Origin of the sequence: Pseudoalteromonas luteoviolacea H33-S (assembly GCF_001625695.1) — a bacterium.
In the GTDB taxonomy this organism is placed as follows: Bacteria; Pseudomonadota; Gammaproteobacteria; order Enterobacterales; family Alteromonadaceae; genus Pseudoalteromonas; species Pseudoalteromonas luteoviolacea_B.
Genome location: NZ_AUXY01000081.1, coordinates 1 through 24,153 on the forward strand (window position 1 = coordinate 1; position 24,153 = coordinate 24,153).

16 protein-coding genes and 1 pseudogene are annotated in these 24,153 nt (G+C 37.9%); 10 read left to right on the forward strand and 7 right to left on the reverse strand.

Annotated elements, in window-relative coordinates; translation table 11 throughout:
* The first annotated feature begins 1,213 nt into the window (after positions 1–1,213).
* The gene (locus tag N477_RS26115; RefSeq protein ID WP_155731923.1) at positions 1,214–1,369 is read left to right on the forward strand and encodes a hypothetical protein; all 156 of its coding nucleotides are present in this window, start codon (positions 1,214–1,216) and stop codon (positions 1,367–1,369) included.
* Positions 1,370–2,713: 1,344 nt separating this feature from the next.
* Here N477_RS26115 and N477_RS15755 read toward each other — a convergent pair.
* Positions 2,714–2,959, reverse strand: a complete 246-nt coding sequence (locus tag N477_RS15755) for a hypothetical protein (protein ID WP_063361654.1) — start codon at positions 2,957–2,959, stop codon at positions 2,714–2,716.
* Positions 2,960–3,542: 583 nt separating this feature from the next.
* On the opposite strand from N477_RS15755, the gene N477_RS15760 reads away from it, so the two are divergent.
* From N477_RS15760 to N477_RS15780, 5 genes are all read left to right on the forward strand, one after another.
* The gene (locus N477_RS15760; protein ID WP_196760637.1) at positions 3,543–4,598 is read left to right on the forward strand and encodes an efflux RND transporter periplasmic adaptor subunit; all 1,056 of its coding nucleotides are present in this window, start codon (positions 3,543–3,545) and stop codon (positions 4,596–4,598) included.
* On the forward strand, positions 4,595–7,669 hold the full coding sequence (locus N477_RS15765) for an efflux RND transporter permease subunit (protein ID WP_063361656.1): 3,075 nt from the start codon (positions 4,595–4,597) through the stop codon (positions 7,667–7,669). Before N477_RS15760 ends, N477_RS15765 begins: the two co-directional genes overlap by 4 nt.
* A gap of 189 nt (positions 7,670–7,858) precedes the next feature.
* The gene (locus N477_RS15770) at positions 7,859–8,920 is read left to right on the forward strand and encodes a S41 family peptidase (protein ID WP_063361657.1); all 1,062 of its coding nucleotides are present in this window, start codon (positions 7,859–7,861) and stop codon (positions 8,918–8,920) included.
* A gap of 685 nt (positions 8,921–9,605) precedes the next feature.
* The gene (locus N477_RS15775; RefSeq protein ID WP_063361658.1) at positions 9,606–10,085 is read left to right on the forward strand and encodes a hypothetical protein; all 480 of its coding nucleotides are present in this window, start codon (positions 9,606–9,608) and stop codon (positions 10,083–10,085) included.
* Between the two features lie 778 nt (positions 10,086–10,863).
* Positions 10,864–12,234: a hypothetical protein gene (locus N477_RS15780; protein ID WP_063361659.1), complete on the forward strand. Its 1,371-nt coding sequence runs from the start codon at positions 10,864–10,866 to the stop codon at positions 12,232–12,234.
* A gap of 40 nt (positions 12,235–12,274) precedes the next feature.
* On the opposite strand, the gene N477_RS15785 is transcribed toward N477_RS15780, so the two are convergent.
* Both N477_RS15785 and N477_RS26310 read right to left on the reverse strand, forming a co-directional pair.
* Positions 12,275–13,036, reverse strand: coding sequence for a hypothetical protein (locus N477_RS15785; RefSeq protein WP_063361660.1), 762 nt, complete (start codon positions 13,034–13,036; stop codon positions 12,275–12,277).
* Between the two features lie 783 nt (positions 13,037–13,819).
* Positions 13,820–13,963 carry a hypothetical protein gene (locus tag N477_RS26310; protein WP_196760638.1) on the reverse strand — a complete coding sequence of 48 codons (144 nt, stop codon included), beginning with the start codon at positions 13,961–13,963 and terminating at the stop codon, positions 13,820–13,822.
* 569 nt (positions 13,964–14,532) lie between these two features.
* Between N477_RS26310 and def the strand changes: the two genes are divergently transcribed.
* Positions 14,533–15,081, forward strand: coding sequence for a peptide deformylase (gene def, locus N477_RS15790; protein ID WP_063361661.1), 549 nt, complete (start codon positions 14,533–14,535; stop codon positions 15,079–15,081).
* 120 nt (positions 15,082–15,201) lie between these two features.
* Here def and N477_RS15795 read toward each other — a convergent pair whose 3' ends face one another.
* Positions 15,202–15,756, reverse strand: coding sequence for a hypothetical protein (locus N477_RS15795; protein ID WP_063361662.1), 555 nt, complete (start codon positions 15,754–15,756; stop codon positions 15,202–15,204).
* A gap of 385 nt (positions 15,757–16,141) precedes the next feature.
* Between N477_RS15795 and N477_RS15800 the strand changes: the two genes are divergently transcribed.
* Positions 16,142–17,005 carry a hypothetical protein gene (locus N477_RS15800; RefSeq protein ID WP_063361663.1) on the forward strand — a complete coding sequence of 288 codons (864 nt, stop codon included), beginning with the start codon at positions 16,142–16,144 and terminating at the stop codon, positions 17,003–17,005.
* Between the two features lie 351 nt (positions 17,006–17,356).
* On the opposite strand, the gene N477_RS15805 is transcribed toward N477_RS15800, so the two are convergent.
* Positions 17,357–17,923, reverse strand: a complete 567-nt coding sequence (locus tag N477_RS15805; RefSeq protein ID WP_155731924.1) for a hypothetical protein — start codon at positions 17,921–17,923, stop codon at positions 17,357–17,359.
* Between the two features lie 306 nt (positions 17,924–18,229).
* On the opposite strand from N477_RS15805, the gene N477_RS15810 reads away from it, so the two are divergent.
* On the forward strand, positions 18,230–19,282 hold the full coding sequence (locus N477_RS15810) for a fibrinogen-like YCDxxxxGGGW domain-containing protein (RefSeq protein WP_063361665.1): 1,053 nt from the start codon (positions 18,230–18,232) through the stop codon (positions 19,280–19,282).
* Positions 19,283–19,347: 65 nt separating this feature from the next.
* On the opposite strand, the pseudogene N477_RS26480 reads toward N477_RS15810, so the two are convergent.
* Positions 19,348–20,655, reverse strand: a pseudogene (locus N477_RS26480) (DUF5690 family protein).
* 112 nt (positions 20,656–20,767) lie between these two features.
* Positions 20,768–21,481, reverse strand: a complete 714-nt coding sequence (locus tag N477_RS15820) for a UTRA domain-containing protein (RefSeq protein WP_063361666.1) — start codon at positions 21,479–21,481, stop codon at positions 20,768–20,770.
* A gap of 209 nt (positions 21,482–21,690) precedes the next feature.
* On the opposite strand from N477_RS15820, the gene N477_RS15825 reads away from it, so the two are divergent.
* The gene (locus N477_RS15825) at positions 21,691–24,042 is read left to right on the forward strand and encodes a TonB-dependent receptor domain-containing protein (protein WP_063361667.1); all 2,352 of its coding nucleotides are present in this window, start codon (positions 21,691–21,693) and stop codon (positions 24,040–24,042) included.
* Positions 24,043–24,153 lie beyond the last annotated feature (111 nt).

Genomic DNA, 24,153 nt, shown 5'->3' on the forward strand with positions numbered 1-24,153 from the left:
AATGGGTGTCACTTCAAAATCGTCTCTTAAAAATCTCTTAAAAGTCTCAAAATCTGTTGTCACTTAAAAATCGCTGTTTTGAAAATCACCGAAGTGTGGTTATGGTATAAATTTGAATGGGTGCCATGTGTAATGGAGACATCATGTGTAGTGGTGTTAGAGTTCAACCTTATTTTTTGTATAATTATTATGGGCGACACTTAAGTTTCACCCACTTTTATACGATTTATAGTTCAAGTTTATTTAGCTATAGCTGCCTGATTTTCATCAATAGCCCTATTCAAGATCCTTAAAACTTGTGGTGGCTCGAAGGTATCTGCTGTACCTCCCTTTACATTCTGTAAGTGGTTTACTGAGAGCCGCTTCAAACTTTTCTTCTTAAACTTCATTATATAATCCTTATTTCTCTTTTTAAAGTATCAACATATTCCATAACATGTTAGCTCAGCGAGTTGGAAATAACAATGAGAAGGCTAAATCAGATATTCATTGAAAATTGAATATTACAAACCCGAATTCAACATACAAGTGTATAAAAGTGAATATGACACCCATTTTAATTTGGGAATAGTTTAAGAAGCCGTCTATGCTTTAATGAATGTTAAAGTATGGAAGGCTTTTCTTATGGTAATTGCAAGGAGAGACAAGTTAGCTTGGTTGATACCTATTATTACCACCACGATACGTCAGACTCGTGTTTTTATGTGTAGTGCACTTACATGTTGAATTCGGGTTTGTATCAAAGGTAGGTCTTGACTGAAATTAAGGAATGTTATTCATAATCACCATAATTACTACAAATATCTTAGATTTAACATTTGTACTCATCATGACTTAATGTTGTCTTTTATTTAAATAAATTTATTTAACGTCAAAACCTGAGTGGATAGTAAGCAGTTGTAAATGAAGAGTCCCTCTATTTTTTGTTGAGTTGAAAATATTTTAAAGTAATTATATAAACACATTGATTAACAATTATTTTTTTAAAATAACATTTTAGATCTAAAATTACCCTTTGCGGTTCGAAAGTTGTTCGTTTTGTTTTTTTATTTGAGTTTTTTGGTTTTATTTTCTAAATATATTAATTTACATTTCTTTTTGGTTGAATGTTTTTGGTTTGAAAAGTATGTTGACATCTATTTTGTTTGTAAATATATTTAACTCAGCCAATGATTAATATTTAACATTAATAACTATTTATAAAGGATTTCTAATGAAATTATCATTTAAAAAAACAAGCCTTAAATCTCTTAACCAAAAAAGTTCGGAAATGGCCAAGAACCAGACAAAAAATGTAGCTGGTGGTAATGCTCGTTATACTTTAAATTGCTTAACTGGCGGTCCAAATGATTGGTGTCAAGAAAAGTAAATTTGAAAATGGCTGATAAGACTTTTGCATTTTAACACTGTACTAACAGTGTTTTTTTAAAGGCCAACACTTTCCCAAGGATTGGTGGCAGTTTAAAAAAGCCGTTTATGCTTTAATGAATATTGAAGTATAGATGGCTTTTTTTATCGCAATTTCATGAGATAGATAAGTCGGCTTGGTTGACGCAGGTTTGCTAGTGGCGAGTCCCCAACCATTTCGAGATACTGAATGAGTTAATGGGCGAATGCAAAATATGTTAGGACTAGGATATTGATTTTTATCTATTTGTAACTATGATATATTATATAATTTGGAGTTTCTTATCTTGTGAGGATGAATTTATAAAAGTCAAAAAATTCTGGTTTCTTTAGTTTAAAAATTAAATGAATTTGATTTGTGTATGGCTAAGAAAGCTACCAAAGCAGGTTTATTACATATAGTCCATGCTTCGCGAGAATAACAAAACTTACTGCTATACGTATGGCCATCTGAATTACATTTTCTTGTACTACCACCGATCTGCGGCGTCGCTTCTTTATTAAGTGAATGTGATGACTTAGAAATTTGCTTTACTTTAATTTATTCTAGTTTAACTTGATATTTAAATGCCACTGTAAATTTAAAAATAAAATCCATATTAATAGTCTTATTTGTGTTGGTTTAGGGTTGGTTTTTTTTGGGTGTTATAATTATTATTGATTTTTATGGGTAAGTTTTTTAGATTTTAATGGAACAAATGTGGTAGCAGTTATGATTTGAAAATTTATTTTTAGCCAGTTTTTATTTGTTATAACTTGGTTTTGTATAGAGTTGTCTTTGTTGTGTTTCCTCATTTGTTAGTGGCCTTTAAAATAAATTTCCATGAGGTTTTTGATTTTATTTAGTTGCTAAATCAGAGAGTAAATGAGCCTTCAGGAGATGGGGTAAGGCGTTTTCGGTAAGAAGGTGCTAGATGGAGGTAAGGTGTATAGTGCCTTGTATATAAGAAAAATATAGATAATAACCTGGCTAAATATTTATTATATATAATGTTTTGTTATGGGCTGTATGTAGTTGTACAAGATTTGAATCAGGCAGAAAATTATTTTATCTATAGATTGGTTAAACCAATAAGGTAGATATTGCTAGAGAGTACATTGCTTGCAAAAAAAGGTGGTGGTTTACACCTAATTTAAGCTAGTGTGTTACTTAATAACAACCTCATAATTAAAATTTATAAATTAAAGAGTTTTTATTAAATGAACAAGGTTAAATAGTGTTGATGGGTAATTTCTTTTCCTTTTTATATTAAAGGGATGATATCCTATTTCAGTAATATCAACCCTTTAAATCAATTTTTACTTCTTACCATGGATACCCAGTCGTCGAAGTAAACAGCATACCACCTTGCCACTCGCAGTTTCTGCGTTCTACAGCAGTATCCCATGAGAAATAAGTAATTCCGAAGTTAAGTACTTTACCGCCTTTTTTACATACATAATAAGTTTTTTGTACTGATTGAGGAGTAACTCCTTCTTCTGCTGCGACATTGACTTGAGCAGTTGCTGAAAATATAGTAAGCGCTGAAATTGAAGCGAGTAATAGTTTCATATTAATTTCCTTTTTTTGTTTAATATATATGTTGTGTTTTCACACTGTTAAAGATGTTTTTATTTTTTGTGGTTTGAATGTTGTTTTAATTTATAGTCATTGTCAATGTTTTTGTTTGAAAAATCTCATTAGTCACAGAAAGTGGTTTTTGTTATAAATCATAAAAATTTTCATTTTTACTTTAAGAAAAAATTAATATTATTAATGGAGTTTGTAGGCATGCTTGTCTTGTATTTACGGTTCATAGATTGTCTTAAATCAGGTTTATGGTACTAATTTTAAAAAATTATTTAAAATTTCATATGGTGTAGTGTGGCGTTTTTCTCCTGATTACAGTTGTGTCTTTAGTAAAAGACCGAGTTTGATAAGATTTACCCTGGTATTGGACGGAATGTTATCTAATAAAAATAATAAATTAAATTTATTTAATAAAACAATGCTTTAAGTTTTGGGCTGAAATTTGTTAGTTTGTTCACTCACTCAAAATAAATAGGAAGTAGTATCAAAGTTGGCAAGGCAACTTTTGAAAATTCAAAATGAGGCCAACTTTGAATTTATAAAAATAATAAGGGGGTTTATTTTAGTGCCAAATGCTTTACGACATTTTATCTTAGCCAATATAGTGATTGGCTCCTCACTCTTATCTAGCGATGCAAATTCTACACCAAGTGTTAGTGTTAGCGAAGCTCAGCCATGGCAAAGGGGCATTCAAAAACCACTGTATTGTCATGCTGACGTGCCATTTCGTCAGCAAATATCAAGTCATGTGTTTGCTGAGTTAACTTGGTTATTGCCTGCTGGCAGTCAGGTTAAAAGAGGTGAGTTATTAGCAAAGCAAAATGACTTTTATCTAAAACGCCAACTTGCGCAATTGGATGCCAATGCAAAAGCTGCGCATGCAAATTATATATACTCTTTCAATGAGTATGAGCGATTAGGCAAGTTAGATGAAGGTGGGGTTGTTTCTAGCTCTGAATTACAGCAACACAAGAAGGATTATCAAACTGCATTAGAGCAAAACAAAATATATGCAGAGCAATTTCGTTTAGTTGAACATCAGTTAAAAAACTTAACACATCGGGCGCCTGCTGATGGCGTTGTTCTGTCTTTATCAGGTCAGCCAGGACAGTGGGTTGGAGAGGGTGAAAGTATTTTAGAGTTTTTGCCTGCGGATCATCATGAAATGACTTGTCGAGTAGCACTAGATTTGTATCAGGAATTTAATCATTTTAAGGATGTTAAGTTATCTTTGTCAGATGGGACAGAGCTGTTTTTAGACCGTCATGCTGGTTTGGTGAGTAGCCAAGATCAGACAATCAATTTACATTTAAAGTTCAAAAGTACTCCCCCTGAAAAGTTTTTAATAGGCCAACGTTACGTTGTCGATGTATCGATGGCTGCAAGCAATTTGACCAAGGTACCGTATGATGCTTTGACCATTAACAACAGTGAATATTATGTTTGGCGTGTAAACCAAGACAACCAAGTGAGCAAAGTAATTGTACAAATAATTGATTCTGAAAAAAATTACTCAGTAATTCAGGGGAGTATACAAGCAGGTGACAAACTAGTGGTTAAAGGGAAAGTTGCACTCAAAGAAGATACAACAGTCACTATTAATGGTCAGGGTAAATTATGAGATTAGTTGAAAAGTATGTTTCTATTATTATCGCTTTCTCTTTTTTACTTGTTGTATTGGGCGTTTTTGCAGGTTTAAAACTCCCAAATGCGCTTTTACCAAAAATTGATAGAGCACAGATTGCCGTGGTCACATCATGGCCAGGTAAAACGGCGGCTGAAATTGAGCAAAGTTTAATTTCACCGCTTGAGCGTCAACTGGCTGGCTTAGGTCAATTAAAAAATTTACAAACCAATATTTCTAACGGTCAAGCTTGGACTACTTTGAACTTTCATTATCAAGCTGATATGGAAAAAGTGTATATGGAGGTTCTGGCGCGCATTAATCAGGTACCAGATTGGCCTTCTCAAGTTGCGAAACCTCGTGTGATTGACTTTAGCAATGGTGCGGGCTCAACTTTGGCTTCTTTGTTTTTGTACTCTGAGACAGAAAAGTCACAAGAAGAGTTTATGCATGCTTATCGTGCTTATGTTGAACCTGCAATGACAGATATTCCAGGTATTACCAACATTAATATGGATAATAATCGACTGGCACAAAGAGTAGATATTGAGTTTGATCCGCAAAAATTGACGCAATTTTCACTGACCATTGATCAAGTCATTCGTAAGCTTCAAGGCTTGGTTGACCGTTCTGGTGACAGCTTAATGTTGGGCTCAAAAGAGTATGATTTGCACTTTAAAGGCCAGATGGCATTAAGTGAATTAAGAAGTTTACCAGTTGCAGTTACTGGCATTCGCGTTGTGCGCTTAGGTGAGGTTGCCACTGTACACAAACGATTTGTATATGATTGGTCATATTCATCTTTTAAAGGCAATCAATCAATATATTTTTTCCTACAGCCAGATAAGGATATTAATGTATTAGAAACAATAGATCTCATTAAAGCGACTTTAGCAGAATTAAATGAGGGACCTTTGTCGTCACTTGATTTGAAAGTTGTCATGAGCAGAGACAACTCAATACCTATTAAACAAGCACTACTACTGGTTTATGGCAACTTGTTGTTAGGTGTGCTGCTTGCTTGCGGGTTCTTGTATTATTTCATACGTAATTTGCGCGTTGTGTTTTTGATTTTTGTCAGTATTCCTGTGTGTTTGTCTTTAGTGCTGTTAGGAATGCAATTGGGCGGGCGCAGCTTGAATTTAATTTCTTTGGCGGGGATGGCGTTGTCTGTCGGACTATTACTTGATGCATCCATCATCATAGTTGAAAACATCCAGCGCTTGAGGAGCACAGGGCTATCGCTGTTAGACAGCTGCCGACAAGGGGTATTACAAGTACGAGCAGCGCTCATTTCTTCTACTCTATCTAGTATTGTCATTTTTGTACCTATCGTTTTAATGCATTCAGAAGTAAGCCAGCTATTTGGCGATCTCGCATTTACGATTTCAAGTGCATTAGTGGCCTCGATTTTGGTTGCGCTGTTTTTATTACCTGCGTTATCACGGCAGCTTTTGCCTAAAAACCAAGTTTCATCCGGTAAACAGCTATCAAAAAAATGGACTACCTTTGTCACCGCGCCGTCTCGTTCAAAGATTCAAGGCGCAGTATGGCTGATATTAGCAATTCCCGGTGCTTTGTTAATTAGTTGGTGGATGAAGCCTGAGCTAGATTTACTGCCCAACCCGAAAGAAAACATTGTGTTGGTGTACACCGCTTTTGATGAACCGCTTTCAGTTAATGCTGCAAAATTACAGATAGGGGATGTTATGGAGCAGCGCATTGCAGCGCAAAAAGAGCTTGGTAACAATCCTGCTTTTGACATTCATGGTGCTTTTTGCCGACCAGCTAATTGCCTGTTGTATTTTTATCCCGAAGGGGATTGGGACTTTCCTGCATTCAAAAAGTGGGTGGAAACTGAAGTAGTTAAGGATTTACCTGATGCAAGAACCTATGTTTATCAAGGCACCTTACTTAGGTTAGCACTGCCTGATGCGCGTACCAGCCAATTGGATTTAAAAGGCTTAAGGATGCCAGAGCTACAAAAAGCTGGGCAAGCATTACTTAACCATTTAGTCGAGACTTTTCCTGACGCTCGGATCACCGAAGTCATTCCAATGAGAGATACAGTAGCAAGAATTGAGTTTACGCCTAAAGTCGACACGCTTGCTTTTATGGGGATGTCTCAATCTGAATTAAATCAGATCTTGGTGACATTAACCGATGGCGCCTATCTCGGTCAGTTTTATGCAGATAGTGATACTTTGCCTTTCTACTTAAAAGGGAAAACGCCTGAGCACCTTGAGCAATTATTGCAAACAGAAGTGATGATACCCAATCATGGACTGCATCCAATACGCTCTTTGGTAGACACACAGTTAAACTTGGCACCAAGTGCGATATATCGCACTGACCGAGAAGTCAGTATGTCAATTAATTTAGTACCTGCCAGTGGTCAGCCTGTGGGTCCGTTTATTTCGCAAGTAAAAGCTGAAGTTGATGCTTTTTTGGCGCAGAGACAAGAGCATGGGCTATATATCAATTACCGTGGTAGTGCAGATCAATTAAGTGGGTTTTTAACTGAGTTCTTCCAGATGTTTCTTGTATCTTTATTAATTTTATTTTTATTGATACGGATTGCACTTAGCTCATGGTCGTTAGCCATTGCTGTTATGTTGTCGATGCCATTGGCACTACTTGGTGGCATGCTCTGCTTGAAATTAGTCGATTACTTTGCTCCACAAAATTTAGACATCGTTACCATGATAGGCTTTATCATTTTAATGGGATTAGTGATAAATAATGCCATCTTACTTGCTAGTCAATATCGTTCGGCGATGGTGGCTGGTCAAACTCAGCAGCAAGCGATTATACAGTCAACAGGTTATCGTATGCGCGCCATTTATATGAGCACAGGTACAAGTATTTTTGGCATGTTGCCATTAATGCTCAGTCCTGGAGATGGCTCAGAGATTTATCGAGGTTTAGCTGCTGTTATTGTCGGTGGCATGACGTTCAGCGCTTTATTTAGTTTGGGCTTTATGTCGGCTTTACTGTCACTGCCGATTTTTAATAAGCAGCCTCAATTGAAAGATGACTCTGAAAATGAGCCTCTGTTAGAAAGTTAATGGCAATATGGCTTCTTTTACGACTTCTCTTTTATTGAGTAGGTAAGCAGTTGAAGCCATTACGACTCATTGTCGTTGTAAGTTTTTAAGTACGCTATAAATGGAAGGTCGCAAGTTATGCGACAGACATTAATGCGAGCCTTTGCTTTGGCAATTAGGTTCATGCGATTAAAGGGATAGTTAGATTTTATGATTGCGAGATTTTTATTGTGTTTGAGTTTATGTATTTTGGGTGTAAACACACTACAGGCTAGGGCTGAGGCAATTAGTCCTGCTCAGCAATTACAACCAGCACAAGCAAAACAAATAGTGGCAGAGTTTGCTCAATCTATTGAACAAAATTATATTTTTACCGATATAGCAAAAAAAATATCAGCTCAGCTACGTGGGCTAACTTTTCAAAGTTCGTTATCTCGTCATGGCTTGTCCAAACAAATTACAGACTTGGTGAGCCAATACGATAAACATTTAGCCTTAGTTACCCGCGTTGATAATAATGGCAAACACAGTAACGGTGCGCGAGAGCCTTGGTTTACCGAATTAAAACGCAAGAACTCGGGAGTACGACAAGTAGAAGTACTTGCAGGAAATATTGGTTATCTGGAGATGTGGGGTTTTGATACTGTATCTTCACAAGCCAACGAAGCGATTGCCGCGTCGATGACTTTATTGCAAAGAACCGACGCGCTTATTTTAGATTTTAGTCAAAATGGTGGCGGTGATGGTTTTATGGTTTCTCACCTTGCTAGTTATTTCTTAAAAAAGCCGACGTTACTGCATACTTACTTATTTAGAAATGACAGTCGCTACCCTTTTCATAGTGCTCAGCCTTTGGGAGCAAGTCAATTGCGTGATATACCTTTATATATATTGATTGGCCCAGGTACGTTCTCTGCTGGAGAGGCATTTGCATACGCGTTGAAACATTTAGGGCGAGCAACTGTGATTGGTGAGCCATCAAAGGGTGGCGCAAACCCGATCAGGCAATTTAAGTTATCCCATGATTTTATCGCATTTGTAGCAATTGGAACGAGTATCAGCCCAATAACTGGTGAAAACTGGGAAGGAAAAGGGGTAATGCCAGAAATCAAAACAGAGGTTGAATTTGCAAAGTCAAAAGCCTATCTCATGGCTTTACAAAAATTAGAAGGACAAAGTTCTAATCCTTACTTAACAAGGGAGAGAGCAGAGGCAAAGCGTCAGCTAATCTCTCAGCTGGCAGTCTTAGATGCAACAGATAGTAGTAATTAGTTGAATTCGATACTTTTCTGATGACGTATCGGGGTTAATAATCAAGTCATACCTGGTTGGTTTTATGCTCCTCTAATTCGCCTTTAAGTAATACGTAAAAGCCAAACTGAGGCATTTATTAAAGGCGTAATAAACTTTATCAATTAGGTATGTTATAGGTAGGAGAGATACTTTAAGAGTCGAGCGGTAAATTTCAATATAGCCTGTGGTATGAAATATATGAAATAGTAACCTGTATCTATAGTAAGTGAGAACTACTCAGTGGATACTAGCTGCGACTCTTATTTCCAGCTGCCAGAACATGTCGGTGAGATTTTTATTTCGAATCCCATTGTTTGGTTTTCAAGCAATGCACTCAGTTTAATGGATAGACTTTTCAGAGGTACGTAGAGCAAAGCTTTCCATTTCCTAGGGTTAAGTGTCCCTCTATATTTTTGCAGAAATATCAAAATTGGAATGATCAAGCGTGTTTGTAATAACGGTTGATTTTGTAATACCCAACCTATTCGGGGGGGCTTACAACCTATGAATGGCAATCACATATTATTGATAAAGCCTTAGATTCTATTTATAAAAATACAGGAAAGCGGCTGATAATAATTTAAAAAAGCTAAATGGTGTCCGTTTTTTTGAAAGCAGTAAATTAAAAATATAGGTGTATAATCCATCTAACAGGGGAAGGAATATGTTGAAAGCAGGAGTTGTATTAGGGGCTTTGCTAGTATCTGCAAGTAGTGTAGCCAATGAGGAGAACACGCTCCTTTCTGTTCATGCGGCTTTTATGAGTGACCAGAATAAACTTGATAAATCATCTATTCGTAAAAGACGAAGTGGTTTTGAAATTGAAAATATAGACACTGGTGAAATAACCAAGATTTATCAAAATAAAAAAGCCAAATCCATTTACTTAGAGCCTGGGGAGTACTGTTTCTTATCTAAAACAGTGTTTTTCCCTGTAAAGGCGCCGATTGTAAATCCAGTGTGCTTTTCTATTAGCGACAACCAAGTTAATAAATTAGGTACAGTCGTAATTGCGACTAGGATGACTAATAAAGGTCATAGGGCAGCGATTTTAGATATAAAGCAGAATTTTAGTGAAGTGGCTGCCGATGCAAAGTTTGTATACTATGAGCCTGTAAACTTCTATCTCAAGAATCAAGGTTAAAGTACTTATTAGTTTCTACAAAGCCCCATTGCTAGGGGCTTTCTAAGTACACGAAACTAACATGGTTTAAAATACTCAGGTCTAAAGTAACTAAAAAAACTTGTATTGTGAGCTGACTCTCTTTTTTCTCTTTCGCTTTAAGCTTTTTATCTTGATCAAAATGCCATTTAACGGCAAAAAATAGCTATACCTAACGCAACTACCTTAACACCCATAAAAATATATGGGAAAAATAAGAACAATTGTGTTCCATCACGGGCTCCATAAAATCACTTATCATTTACCACAATAAAGAGTCTTGCTACAAAATTACTTTTTTGAATGTCAATTCTTTTTAACCTTGGTCAAAGTTTGCCTGCTGTTATACTTTATTCGGCCAGTCACTGGGTATGGGCTTATATTTATAAATTCTGCTCATTCGATTCAAAAATATAATGAACTGAGACAATGTTTTAAAAATAAAATAAGGAAGGTGTATAACTGTCTCATAATTTTCAGCAGAAATATACATGGTGTAGCAAGCATGAATTTCAACTGGGAATAGAGGTTTTATAATTCAGTATAATTCAAGTGCTGTAAATTTTTATAGTTGGAAAAAGTGTTATGCATGATGATGTATCTAACATCTATTTGCTATGACTTGTTTTTTTCGATTGAGGCGGAGGTGTCGGTCATTTTAAATAATATCCAATCTGATATATAACTTTTTTACTATTGAGTTTGCTTCAATTTTGTGACTATATATTATTGACTTTTCAATATTATAAAAGGAGATTTTATGAAAAAGTTCAAAATGACGAGTATTACCCTTGCTATGCTACCCATGTTGAGTGTTGCGAGTTCAGAATTAGTCCTGCCGAGTGGGTTTTCAGATTCACTGGAAGTAGGCAAGACAGTTGTTCATAGCAATCAGCGATTAATAATAAAAAATGCAATGCTTGCTTCCTCGTCCTCGACTGTTAACGAAACGGATCAACAGACTGCTGCTTTCACGCAGCGCTGCCCAGATACTCTTAATATTAACACCAGTTACACGCTTGGGGGCGCGCAGACTGGCGGTAGCGATTGTTTCCACTTTAAACTCGACAGGCCGAGTAAGATCTATGCGTTTGTAACGGCGCAAAATGCACAAACCAATGTGAATCTGAAACTGATCCGCCATAATCCGGATGATACCTTGACTGAGATAGGGGCTTCGTCAAACGAGGCTGGATTGGATGAGCTGGTCACGACTGTTTCACAGGCAGGTGATTACTATTGGCTATTAGAATATGCTCAAGCGGATGGAAGTGAATTTAATTTTGGGGTTATGGCCAGTGAGTTCGTCGATAGTTATGAAATAAACGATACAATCTCACAGTCAACGATTTTACCGGACCAACTTAACAAAGTTGTCGGCAATCTGGATGGAATACTTGATATTGACCACTATGCGTTTGAAGCGAAAAGAGGACAAGAGGTCCTGTTGAAATTTTTGGACCCGGGTAATACAGGTGAATTTGTACTCGAGTACCTTGAGGCCGGAGCCTGGGTGGAAGTGCCACTTGCAAAAGGTAAGCTAATCACTCCTGCACAAGCTGGTGAATATCAAATTGTACGGGTCAGACCAAACTATAGCTTACCTAATAATCCGGCGAGCGTTTATCAACTTACTTTAGGTTCTAATGTTGCGTCCTATGCACAACATGCGGTGGAGCCAGATGCAAATATGTTACGCGTTCCTTACTCAGTTCAGAGCTCTCCATACATGACAACACAGACGTATCAAAAACTGACGTGGAGCCTTATTTTACAAGATTCTACAGGTCATCCAGTGGAGGGGGGGCAAGCGCACTTCATCAAGTGGAGTGACTACAATAACATGGCGGGAGCTAACGCTGAGATTACTAGTGCAGTTTCAGATGCACAAGGCAGAATCTCGGAAGTGATTGACCTGGGCCGCTGTACATGGGGAAGAGACGAAGCTATTCATACTCAATATAGCATGGGTTATGAAAACCGTTGGCGCTCCCGCTACAATATTGGTGCCTGGCGGGTACAGATCCCAAGTGGACTGGATAGCTACATAGGCATTGGCGGCAATCGTCATTCTGTTGTTACGCTCGGTCATATTTGTGATCAAGATCTGTTATCAAGCACTCGACAGTAAGTTAAAGGCCCCGGAAGGCTTTAGCCTTCCGCTACAATAATTATTTTGCAAAAGTGGGCTCTGCTCTTGCCTGTAATTGGTCGGATATATTGATCGTCCATTCCCACTTATTGAGCAAATAGCCTCTTTTCTCTCTTTCAATCTCGTCATTGCTGCCTTGTTCGATCATCTCTTTAAAATCGATGATCTGAGCAAAGTTGCCTTCGTTGACATCATATTTTCCCCAATACTGACTTGTACCGGCACTACCACGCTCAATTTCTAGTCCTTCCAAAAAGCTGGTTTTAAAATCTTTGGCGGCACTGACTAGTTCTTCATTGCTATTTAAAGCCTCTTCAACAAGTTGCTTATCTGCCTGATTCAAATGGCCTGTAGCAACCAGTTTGCCCGTTTCATCAACTGTAAAGCCCCAGCTTTTATTCTTTAGTCGCGGGTTCTGTTCATACAAATCTGCAGACACTTTTTCATACTCTTCTGCGATTCTGTTCGCTGCGGCTGGTGTTTCGTGTAAATACAGCTTGCTGGTGGAAATGATGGCGCTCTCAAGTATGCCCCTGTGTTCTTCATATCTGGCTGGTAGATCGAGTCTGCCGTTAGCCTTATAGGTGATTACAGTCAGTTTACCGTTGTCAGACTTAGCTCGCATTTGCTCTGCAGGATGTGTCGGCTCTGAATTGATAAATTGTTTGGTTGGATCTACTTTGAGGCCCTCTTGACTGCTTGGGGCTATATTTCTCATTTCATCACTAACCTGATTGTTTTTTGCATGCAGGAGTGGTCCCGCACTTGCGTTAATCTTCATGTCATTATCCTTATTACACGCTTTTCTCTGTACTGTATCGGTTACATAGAGAATAAATTTAACAAAATTTTATATATATTTTAAATTAATTTAAGGAGAACACCTATGGTGACTCTGTATTTAAGATTGAAAAAGTGACATATCGGTTGTTTTTGTCATTATAAATATAACAAAGCAATCCTCTTGGGTTTATTTTGGGTACTCAGCAGTTTTATAAAAAGGAAAAAGGAGGAATACACATGACACTTAGCCAAATTTGGGAATAGTTTAAGAAGCTCCCTATGCTTTAACAAATGCTAAAGTATAGACGGATTTTTAAATGGCAATTGCATGGAAGAGGCAAGATAGCTTGGCGGATACCAATTATTATAATTGTATATCGCGATGTGTAATACGTGCACTTTTATGAACAGAGGACAATAAAAGGTAAGTCTTATGAGTACCAAAGAGGGTAGATTGAAGGGTGAGCTGTTAAAACTAGCTAAGGTGCCTTGTATTTGATGTGTGCGCTCATGTTGTGATTAATAACCATATTTATCATGTTTTATATGCAGGTTATAAACAGATAAAACAAGGCTCACTCGTTGGTACAAACAATTTAAAGGGGCTTACATGACACACAAGCATGTTAATGGTGTGCCGTTGAGAAAACTGTTTCTATTTTATTGAAAAGAAAGATGAGTATTAGTGTGAGATATAAAAGCAAAGTAATAGCGCATGATGGCTGTTAATAATAAGCCACTTTTAAAAGTGGCTTATTATTAATAATTCTTAGCTAAAAAATTAACTTTCTTTTTGCTCTTTCGCTTTGAGCTTTTTATCTTGATCAAAATGCCATTTTACAGCAAAAAATCCAGCTATACCCAACGCAATTACCTTAACACCCATAAAGATATATGGGAAAAAATCAGACCAATGTTGTTCCATCACACACTCCACACAATTACTTATCATTTACCATAATGAAGAGCGATGCTACAAAATTGCCTTTATGAATTTCAATTCTGATTTGCCTTGGCTGCTGTACACTTTTTGTCATACTTTATTGGGCTTGCCAATGGGCATGGACAATTTTTTATAAATGCTATTCGCTCGAGACGACAATATATTGATCTGAGATAAGATTGTCAAACTATAATTAGAAAGTGCAGAACTTTTAGAAATCTTTGAAAGTTTATTGTGCAGCTAATTGAACTGAAGTGTTGGTTTGTCGTGCTTCGGTTTGAATTTATTTATGTTTATTTTTAAATAAAATCAATTGCTTATGTGTTTTTTGGTTGTGCTGGATGGTATGTGGTTCTTGTTTGTTATGCACATTGAGACAACACTATAAAGTGAATATTTTAGAATTGAAAAGCAGAAAAATTATGACCTTATGCATTAATATAGAGGTACATTACGACCTTAGCACCCAAAGTTTTCTTTTCAGTTATCCCTGATATTTGATACCGTCTAGCCAGTACGATAAAACCAGTGGATTCAAAATAGGTTATATAATGCAGTCACAAAGTAAAGCTAATCAGCCCATTATTGCACAATTAGGGCATCCTGTATTACGAAAAAAAGCTGAATTGGTTGATGATATTTTGTCAGATGAGTGTCAAAACCTAATTGAAGAAATGATGTTAGCTGTTGAAAAAGCAAACGGGGTAGGATTGGCTGCACCGCAAATATATCAGAGTTTACAGCTTTTTATCATGTGTTCTAAACCGAGTGTTCGATATCCGACCGCGCCTACTATGCGACCAACTGCGATCATCAACCCAGAGATCATTGAAGTCAGCGATGAGTTAGAAAAAGGGTGGGAAGGGTGTTTAAGTGTACCCAGTATGCGTGGATTAGTGCCTAGGCATAAACGTATTTCGGTTAGGTACTATGATCAAAATGCCCAGATGCACACACGAGTATTTGACGATTTTATCGCGCGTATTTTTCAGCATGAATTGGATCACTTAAACGGTTTGACCTTTATTGACCGGCTAGAGTCACCGCGAGATTTGGTGAGCGAAAGTTATTGGTATGAGCACATTGCAAATAAACAGTGAATTTGAATTAGGGTAGAGCATTGCATCGTTTTTTTATGCATATGATTGTGATAATAAATTGGAATTGGCTTTATTTCGAATACTGCGAAAATGAAGCAATGCTCTTAACATAATTATTTGTTAGTGAGTTTGATAATTCACCACATAGCCCATCATCCTAGTGAATCCATATCCGCTAGATAATGCATCGTCTGATACTCTAGGAAGCTTACAGTTAATAAATGCACTGATGTCTCCCCCCATAAAGTTTTGATAATTAGCTTGGTATGATTGTAGGTTAGCTTGAAATTCTTCAGATGGTTTCATCGTTAACCTAGAGGACAATTCGAAAACTCCGTTTGTTGTCGATAGTTTAACGCTGGGATTAGCCATGCCTCTTATTTCTAATGTGCATGATGCATCAGAATGTGGGTGTTTACTTGCAGTGTTAAAATAGGCATATACCGATTCAATTGGTGCACTTTGGTCCAAGTTTATTGGGCAATAAACATAAATATTTTTGTTCGTTGTATTTTCTATGCTTGATGATGAGAAGTGTCTATATTTTAAAGTTTCTTCCCCTGGGTTGACATATCGTTGTTGACACTCAGTTGCATTGAACGAAACAGAGCGAGCCTCAACACTTTCAGACACGCTTAGTGTAGCAACGAATAATAAAATAATATGTGTTTTCATAATTTCCCTTTTGTAGTAGATATTAATTCTTAATTCTTTTTTAACCCTCTTATAGCTTAAATTATTTTTAATTGACTTACTAATCTAGATTGACGACCTCCATATCTGAGAGATTTCACTTATTGTGAAGATGTTGCAATATCTTTGTATAGATTTTTCCTCGTTATATTCTGTCTATAGTTTTTCACAAGTAATCTAATTGAATACTGTAATTAAAATGAATAAAAATAGAAAATTACGTTCTTTTTAGTAAGTTAAACACGGCTTATGTAGTACTAGGTAATGGATTGTAAGTAACTGTAATGTAGACTTTTGGTTTTAAAATTATATGTGTAATGTTAACTAAAATACAAAGCGACGACAAATTTATAAAAGGATAATTAGCATGAAGACCAAGATTAAAAACATAGTTCAATTGTTGGTTGCGATAGCTGGAAGCTCAATGACGTCTGCATTCGCTCAAAGTTCAGAGCCTATGTCTTGCCAATGGCAATTTGATCAGCAAAACGAAGTTGCCATACATGAGAGTTTACTTTGCAATAACCCGGTAGGTTCAAGTTCGTCAGATTTACTTATAGCTAAAAAAGTAAATATACCGAGCCAAGGTTTTTGTAGTGTGAATTGGCTTGATGGCTATAGATCTGAATTAAAAGGCAGTATTCAAGTTACAGGCGAGAAATCAGCTTGCTATGGTTCTGCTGTTTCTTTCAAACCTGCACCGAGGTCTCGAATAGTTAATGGCGTAACTGAAAGCCTGCTTGATTGTAGTTGGACTCCTAAGGGAAACAATACGCATCAATTAATGTGTAATACTAATCAAGGACAGGCACTTAACTTACCAATTGCAACCAAATTACAGCAGAAGAATTCTGGTAGCTGTTATATGATTTTTAACGAGAATTCGCTTAAACATATTGATGGTGGTACGGTTGTTATCGATAACGCACCTAGAACAGATGCCTGTGATATTGGCCCAGCATATTTTAGAGCATATCCGCAAAAGCGCGTTGTAAATGGGTTTGAGCAAACACTTCTACAATGTGAGTGGCGCAATCAAAGTGAGCAAGTGAGTATGAAGTATTGTACTGGTGCGCAAGGGTGGAATGGTGATGTGGCAGTCGCATATAGAGTGGGCGCTTCTACACACTCTTTGGTAGACGCTTTAAATGAAGGGTTAACTAACGGTCAATTGATAGAAGATAAGTCGCTTAATTCTACTAATCCACCACTTTACTTTAGTGCATATTGATGATTACTTTATGGAAAAATTATTTTCTATTGCTAGTACATCAGGTGTGGAGTCGATAAGGGAATAGATAGGTATATTGTAACCAAATGACAGTGTTTGCAGATCATAGATATAATGGCTTTTCAAGACTTGTATTGCGACACTACTATCTTGCTGCTAAGTAGTTTTATTTTAATAGAAGCTACGCTTTGGCTAAACATGATATAAAGTAGGTTGGATGATAAAACCAACCTACTTAACTTTATAACACTTTCGTCGTTTAGTTTTAATGGCTAAACTTTAGTTTTTTACTACTGTTAAAGATCAAATAAAGCGATTTTCTTTTAATAAGTTTAATTTTTATATGTCAAATTATAAAGGGTTTAAACTGCCCCATTTTTTAATAGTAATACCTGCTGAACCTGTGCCGGTGTAGCCATCATTATCTGTCACCTTAACGGATAAATAAAATGATTCCCCAATGGCGCCGAATACCTGTACTTCGCCTAAACTCGTGTTAATAAGTTCCCCATTTAGTCTTATTTCACGTGATACAATTGTGCCATCTCTGTCACCCTCATTTATCTCAAATACAGCTGAACCTTCACTAAATTGTCTCACTGAAACAGATACGCCTGGTTTATAGTCACAAACTTCTTTAGTAACATCTTCAGTGTGAGAGAAAGGAACCGTTGCACGACAATTTAACCATTCACCGTTTATAAATTGATGTATCGTTCTTTGCTGCAAGACTGTTGGGTGAACATATTCCCTTATTTGTTTCATTCTACCGTTGCTGCTGAATGCGTTACAGTATGACCATCCTCCGTATAGATTAACTGTGCCCGCGTCGACTATGCGGCAGTTTACAGGAGTCGCATCTACAAATGTAGATGAAAGTATTAAAGGTAGGGCTAAGGTTATGCGTTTTATATTCATACTATTCTCTTTTTAGTTTTGTGTTGATTGAATCTGGATTTAATGAATAGCACTGAATCTTAGCAATTTAACTTCATAAAACTTTAAATTTTCCTTAATGTTTTATTATTTAAATTTTTATCAATAGGCAATTGTTTTTTTTGATGAGGTTTTAATTTTTCTTTTTTTGAATTAAAGCTTTTTTGTTTGTAAAAATTGTAACGATTTAAGTTTTTTTAACTTACGCCTTTGATATTTAAGTTTATTTTGCTTTTATTTTTTTTGCAGTTTGTGTCATGATATTAATGATTTATATAGGGAGAAAATATGATGAATAAATTAACTGTCCTTGTACTGGCAAGTATGTCTTGCGGTGTTTCAGCCAATACGTATTGGGAGTTGCTTTCCGATTCAAATTTAAACGGTGTACTTGAATCACCTTCTGCACATGTTCAGTATCTAGACATCCGTGTGTTGGCGAACAAATTTAGCGCAATTGCTGTTCAAGAGACAGAACCATCACTTATACAAGGTGAGTTTGAGCATCCAAATACGTTTGAGATAGGTTCTGGTACTACTCAACGTGTCCAATTTACAATTTCAAAAGACGGTCATCGATTGTATTATCTTGGTCAAGGTAACGCTCAAGCGGGTTACCATGGAACTTGGTATGGTCCTAATAATGATTCTGGTGATTTCACATTGGCAGCTAGAACACCGGTTGTCTCGTTACCATATAACTGTGCTCAAATTCTAAGTGAGAATCCCGAAGCGACGTCAGGCATTTATACAATAGATCCAGATGGTGAGGGCTTGTATGAGAGTTTTGATGCCTATTGTGACATGGACACAGATGAAGGGGGTTGGACTTTAATTGGTACGTACGCAAAAACTGAGCCAGGTGGAAAAGAGCGGATTAATCAATATAACCCGTTCCCTGATTCAACCGCAATGGAACCGTCAACAGGCCTATATCAGGGGTCTCTCAATACATTTAGAGATGTAAGAGAACAAGTCGCTTGTAACTCTACAGGCTGTAAAAGCACTGCATATCAATCTTCATTAAAAGAGGCTGAGCTGGATATGATCCGTTATACATGGGGATATATGGATCAACAAGAGATGCAGACAGAAGAAACACCGTTACCAAACTGCCGTTCACAATACGAAGCCAATAGCAAAACTTTCACAAAGTGTCTGATAAATCAAGATCGTAACAACATGAATGTGATTGGATGGCAACGTGACATTCACCCTAGCCACTATGCTTGCTGGTTGGGGCATGCATTGTATAACACTCCGCAAGCTAAGGGCAGCCCAGGTTGTGGGTCTCCAGTGGCAGGAGATGGAACAAAGTGGGGTCTTTTATGGGTTAGATAATACAGCCCATATAATCAATTCGGAGTATTATAGTGATTTATAATACTCCGAGTTTTACTAAACGTTTAAGCCATTATAGTAACTGGGTTTTGATTGTTTTTTCGCTCTTTATATAGAAAAAAGCAGAGCGAGAGGAGCGTTAAAACAGTACCTACCATGCCAGTAAAATACCCTAAATCTCGCAAAAAAATATTCCAATCGATAGTGTGGTTATGCGTGCTTTGATAAACCATGACGCCAACCGTACCTAAATAACCAAACGAATCAGCCAGATAGGTTAAAAACCCGACATTAGCAGGGCGGTTAAATGTGGCTATCAGTCGTTCAAATAATGACGTTGTGAATGGCACATAAGCTAGATACAGACCAATGCCATTACATACCATCCAACTGATAGGGCCGATTTGGTGGTGTTCGTACGCAATTGAGCTTAGCAGAGTGATAACAAAACCAAGGCATATCAAAATGTGATTAATTATCATGGCTGTATGGTTATTTTTTACAAGCTTTAGTAGCGCTATTATAATTTATACAACCACAGCGATTGGCAATTCAGTTAGCGTGAATAGTGCAGGTTCGCTGCTAAGTCCTGTCGCTTGCCAGACATCGGCTGCAAAGCTGTCGCGTAAATCGCGCAAAATAGTCAGTAGGATATAGCCTAAAATGAGCATAGTGATCCCAAAGCCGAGTAACTTTAGCAGCTCTTTACGACTAGTTTTATTCATTGGCACGCGTTTACAGCGTCGTTCAATATCGTCTTGATTTGGTGGCGGCAGTTGGTCCAGCATCCATACTGACACACACAAAAAGGGTAAGAACATGGATGCAGTAACAAATGGCATCCATATTTCACTCACGTTAAAGTTTAGCAGTAAGATGCTGGCCACCGTTTTAACTAGGCCTGATGCGAGAATAAAGCTGGTACAAAGGCCTGCGGCGAGTATTTCTGTAACTCGGCGTCCTTCTAAATAGCTGAACACAATGCCCCAAACCATACCCAATGGCAGTCCATTCAATAACATAAACACGGCGTTCCATGGAGAAGGGGTAACGGCAAACCCTAAAAGAGCGAACCATGCAAACAATACCAAAACGAGGGTTGCTTTGGCACGGCCATGGCTTTGTAGTTCTGATATAACTTTAATTCCGATAAATTTAGACAGCGCATAACCCAAAATTTGTGCGGTTAAATACACGGTTTTTAAAGATAGGCCTAACCAAGTAATGTCTTGGTAAAGACCAACTGCAACCGGTTTTCTAAAGCCATACATAAATGCATAGGTACTACATGCGGCAACAATGGCGTATAAACAAAAGAGAAAAGTATTTGTACTAAGTCGGTTTTGGGTTTGCTTGCCCAATCGGTAAAACATTTGACACTCATAGTGGAACGCGCATATTTGGTATGTACCAAATGGTGGCTGTCTTGAATTTTTTTACAGTTTAATTGGGCTATATTGCAGTTGTTTTACAATGTGTTTCAGTTTAAAAATGGAGCTTAGCTTTGTTTTCTATCATTAATGCATCATGGCGCCAATATTCGCGGTCAAACTCAAAGGCCGTTCCCTCTAAATCTCTCACTATACGAGTTACTTTAAGCCCCAAAGCGCCATCATATGTATTTAAATATTGTGCAATAGGATTGAATAAGCAGCATGATTCAACCGCAATATCATATAGAACATTGTGATGGTGATACGTATTTTTAAGTAATACGCTTATAGATAAAGACAGGTCATGTTTATCAATGTTGGGCAGGTGTTTGTTACTAAAGTTGAGCTCTTCGACGACAACGGCTCGACCGTCAACTGAACGGACGCGCAATATGCTTGTTAGGCTAGTTCTGCCATCTAACTCAAGTGCGTTGGCTATTTCTTTGCACGGCTTTTGCTTTTTTTGCTCAACTAACTTTGTACTTGGTTGAAAGCCTTGAGCAGTTGTGTACTGCAAGAAAGAGGTGTGTTGCATTGGGTCATATTTGAGCTTGCGAGGGCAAACATACCAGCCACTGCGGTTTTTTCTGTAGATCAGACCCATATGCTCAAGCTGGCCCAGCGCTTGTCTTAAAGTGGAGCGTGCGACATCGTATGTGGCGCATAATTCGCGTTCAGAAGGCAGGTTGCCTGTTAATTTTTGCTCAGCAATTTGTTGGCTGATGGCTTCCCGAACTTGGGCATAGGCATAACTCGTGTCGCTCATAGGTGACTTATTCTTGGCAATGTGTTGATGTTATTTATTGTTATCACATTACAACAAACTTCACAAAATGAAAACTTACCTTAATGAATTTTGGTCCATACCAATTAAATTAAAACTTAAATATTTCTGTAAAGTCCCTGTAATGATACGTAACTAAGATTTGCCCCGTTCGTAATTTTGGTATGTACCAATCACTTTCGGGAATTATAATGAAAACTTTATACTCTACAGGCTCTACAAAAATATCTATGCTGGCAATGGCCATCGCTGCGGCTTTATCGGCACCAGCTTTTGCAGAGGATGATCAAGCAAAAGCGGACCAGCAAATCGAAGAGATCATGGTTGTTGGTAAAAGTGTTTCTTACGCAAATAATGCAACATCTGAAGAAATGTTTAAGCAACAGTCATCAATGACCAGCGCGATGGCGATGATTGACAACTTACCGGGTGTGCTTATCAACGAGGGTGATACATTTGGCTCTGACGATTGGTCAACAACAGTGTCAATACGCGGCTTTCAATTGAGCTTAGATGAGCAGCAAGTTGGTATTACCATTGATGGCATCTCAAACGGTAACTCAAACTACGGTGGTGGCGCTAAAGCTAATCGTTATATAGATACAGAAAACCTAATGGCGGTTGAGGTATCTCAAGGTACAGCAGATATTGGCTCTCGTTCTAACGAAGCACTTGGCGGTACGTTAAACTTTACGACTATTGACCCAAGCACTGAGCAAGGCATTGTTGCAAGTTTATCGTTAGCGAATTTTGATGCGCAGAAATACTATATGCGTATTGAAACTGGCGAAGTGATGGATGACACCTTTGGTTGGTTGAGCTATTCAAACTCAAGTAACAGCGATTGGATCACCGGTACAGCAGAAAATACCCGTGACCATTTCGCTGCTAAGTTTGTTAAAGGTATGGATAGTGATTTAGAGATCACTGCGTACCTATCATATGATGATGTACACGAAGACAACTACCAGCGTGTTTCATTAGAAAGCTTTAAGCAAAACCCTGAATCAGATGGCCTAACCGGTGAGTGGACAGGTATTCCTTATATTGACCAAGTTTATCGTCGCGGTTGGTCAACACTGCGTGAAAACTTATTTGGTTACATCGAAGTGGATACGATGCTTGGCGAAGTGGAAGTGACTGCAAATGCCTACTTCCATAAAAACGAAGGCCGTGGTGACTGGGTACCGCCTTATATTGTTGATGTGAATCACGATGGCGCTAAAGGCCATTCTGAACTTGTGTCTGGCACGACTTATCAAGGTGGTAGCTCTCTAGGTAAGATTTATTTTGTTGATGCAGATGGTAAATCACTTCAGCCAATGAAAGGCTGTGAAAGCTCAATTACTTTCCCATACGGCGGTGCAGATGCTGAGTATGATCCAAATTGCTATGAGTCAACTGCACGCCCTGTTGGTTCCTACCGTAACAGCCACTATGAAAAAGATCGCTTTGGCATCAATGCCGACCTGACATGGGAAACCAAGATTGGCGATTACAACAACATCTTACGTGGCGGTATTTGGTATGAAGATTACGAGCGTTCTGAGTACCGTGATTGGCACAAAATCATCGATTCGAAAAGCAGCTTTGACTTTGATCACAACCCATATTGGATCCAGTACGACCGCACATATCCAGTAGAAACAACCATGTTATACCTTGAAGACTCAATTGAGATGGATACGGTGACATTGCGTGCAGGTGTGAAAAAGTACTTGGTCGATTTAGACAGCCACGACAAGTTCACAAGCACGAATAAATCGGTTAATTCAGATTCAGATACGCTGTTATCAGCGGGTGCTGTATGGTACACGCCAGTTGAAGGCTTAGAAGTATTTGCAGGTTACGCAGAGAACTTTGCGGCAATTAAAGACCAAGTACTTGAAGCAGATGCGTCGGCACTGGGTAACATTGAGCCTGAAACTGCGGAAAACATGGACTTTGGTATTCGTTATGACAACAACGATTTTGATGCGAGTGTTACTCTATATAGCATTGACTTTCAAAACCGCTTAACGTTTGTTGCACCTGAGTCTGCGTCTGGTAATGATTACTTGGTTGGTACGAGTGGGCAGTACATCAATACGGGTGGTATTGAATCATCAGGTGTTGAAGCGTCATTGACTTACTATCCAACTCAATCACTGTCTGTGTACATGTCATATACAAGCAATGACTCTGAGTACACAGATGGTACTGTTGATATCAAAGCGGGCAATACCGTATTTGGTTCAGTTGAAGACATGGCTGTGTTGTCGCTTGATTGGCAATCAGAAATTTACTCAGCGGGTCTTTCGACTAAGTGGATTGGCGAGCGTTGGATGGACTCGGACAATACTCAGCGTATTGACGCTTATGCAGTTAGCGATTTGTATGTTGCTGTCGATTTAGAAGAAGTTGGTGCACTAAAAGGTGCCTCAATTCGCCTAACAGTAAACAATCTATTTGATAAGAGTTATATCGGTAGTGTTGCAGGTGGTTGGGGTGGCTGGATCGGCGCACCGAGAACTGCAGCAATCAACTTCCAAACACGTTTCTAATCTTATCGTTGGCGAGCGATGAACAGCGTTCGCCATCAACTTTTGCCAAGTATTGCGGTAAAAAAGGATATTGATAGTGGTTTATAGAGGGTTTGATTATGCGTAGCGCGC

Excerpts from the sequence above, each read along its gene's own strand:
- N477_RS26115 (WP_155731923.1), top strand. The coding sequence starts at position 1,214 with ATGAAATTATCATTTAAAAAAACAAGCCTTAAATCTCTTAACCAAAAA.
- N477_RS15800 (WP_063361663.1), top strand. The coding sequence starts at position 16,142 with ATGAAGACCAAGATTAAAAACATAGTTCAATTGTTGGTTGCGATAGCT.
- def (WP_063361661.1), top strand. The coding sequence starts at position 14,533 with ATGCAGTCACAAAGTAAAGCTAATCAGCCCATTATTGCACAATTAGGG.
- N477_RS15805 (WP_155731924.1), bottom strand. The coding sequence starts at position 17,923 with ATGAATATAAAACGCATAACCTTAGCCCTACCTTTAATACTTTCATCT.
- N477_RS15820 (WP_063361666.1), bottom strand. The coding sequence starts at position 21,481 with ATGAGCGACACGAGTTATGCCTATGCCCAAGTTCGGGAAGCCATCAGC.
- N477_RS15785 (WP_063361660.1), bottom strand. The coding sequence starts at position 13,036 with ATGAAGATTAACGCAAGTGCGGGACCACTCCTGCATGCAAAAAACAAT.
- N477_RS15765 (WP_063361656.1), top strand. The coding sequence starts at position 4,595 with ATGAGATTAGTTGAAAAGTATGTTTCTATTATTATCGCTTTCTCTTTT.
- N477_RS15775 (WP_063361658.1), top strand. The coding sequence starts at position 9,606 with ATGTTGAAAGCAGGAGTTGTATTAGGGGCTTTGCTAGTATCTGCAAGT.
- N477_RS15780 (WP_063361659.1), top strand. The coding sequence starts at position 10,864 with ATGAAAAAGTTCAAAATGACGAGTATTACCCTTGCTATGCTACCCATG.
- N477_RS15770 (WP_063361657.1), top strand. The coding sequence starts at position 7,859 with ATGATTGCGAGATTTTTATTGTGTTTGAGTTTATGTATTTTGGGTGTA.
- N477_RS15755 (WP_063361654.1), bottom strand. The coding sequence starts at position 2,959 with ATGAAACTATTACTCGCTTCAATTTCAGCGCTTACTATATTTTCAGCA.
- N477_RS15810 (WP_063361665.1), top strand. The coding sequence starts at position 18,230 with ATGATGAATAAATTAACTGTCCTTGTACTGGCAAGTATGTCTTGCGGT.
- N477_RS26310 (WP_196760638.1), bottom strand. The coding sequence starts at position 13,963 with ATGGAACAACATTGGTCTGATTTTTTCCCATATATCTTTATGGGTGTT.
- N477_RS15795 (WP_063361662.1), bottom strand. The coding sequence starts at position 15,756 with ATGAAAACACATATTATTTTATTATTCGTTGCTACACTAAGCGTGTCT.
- N477_RS15825 (WP_063361667.1), top strand. The coding sequence starts at position 21,691 with ATGAAAACTTTATACTCTACAGGCTCTACAAAAATATCTATGCTGGCA.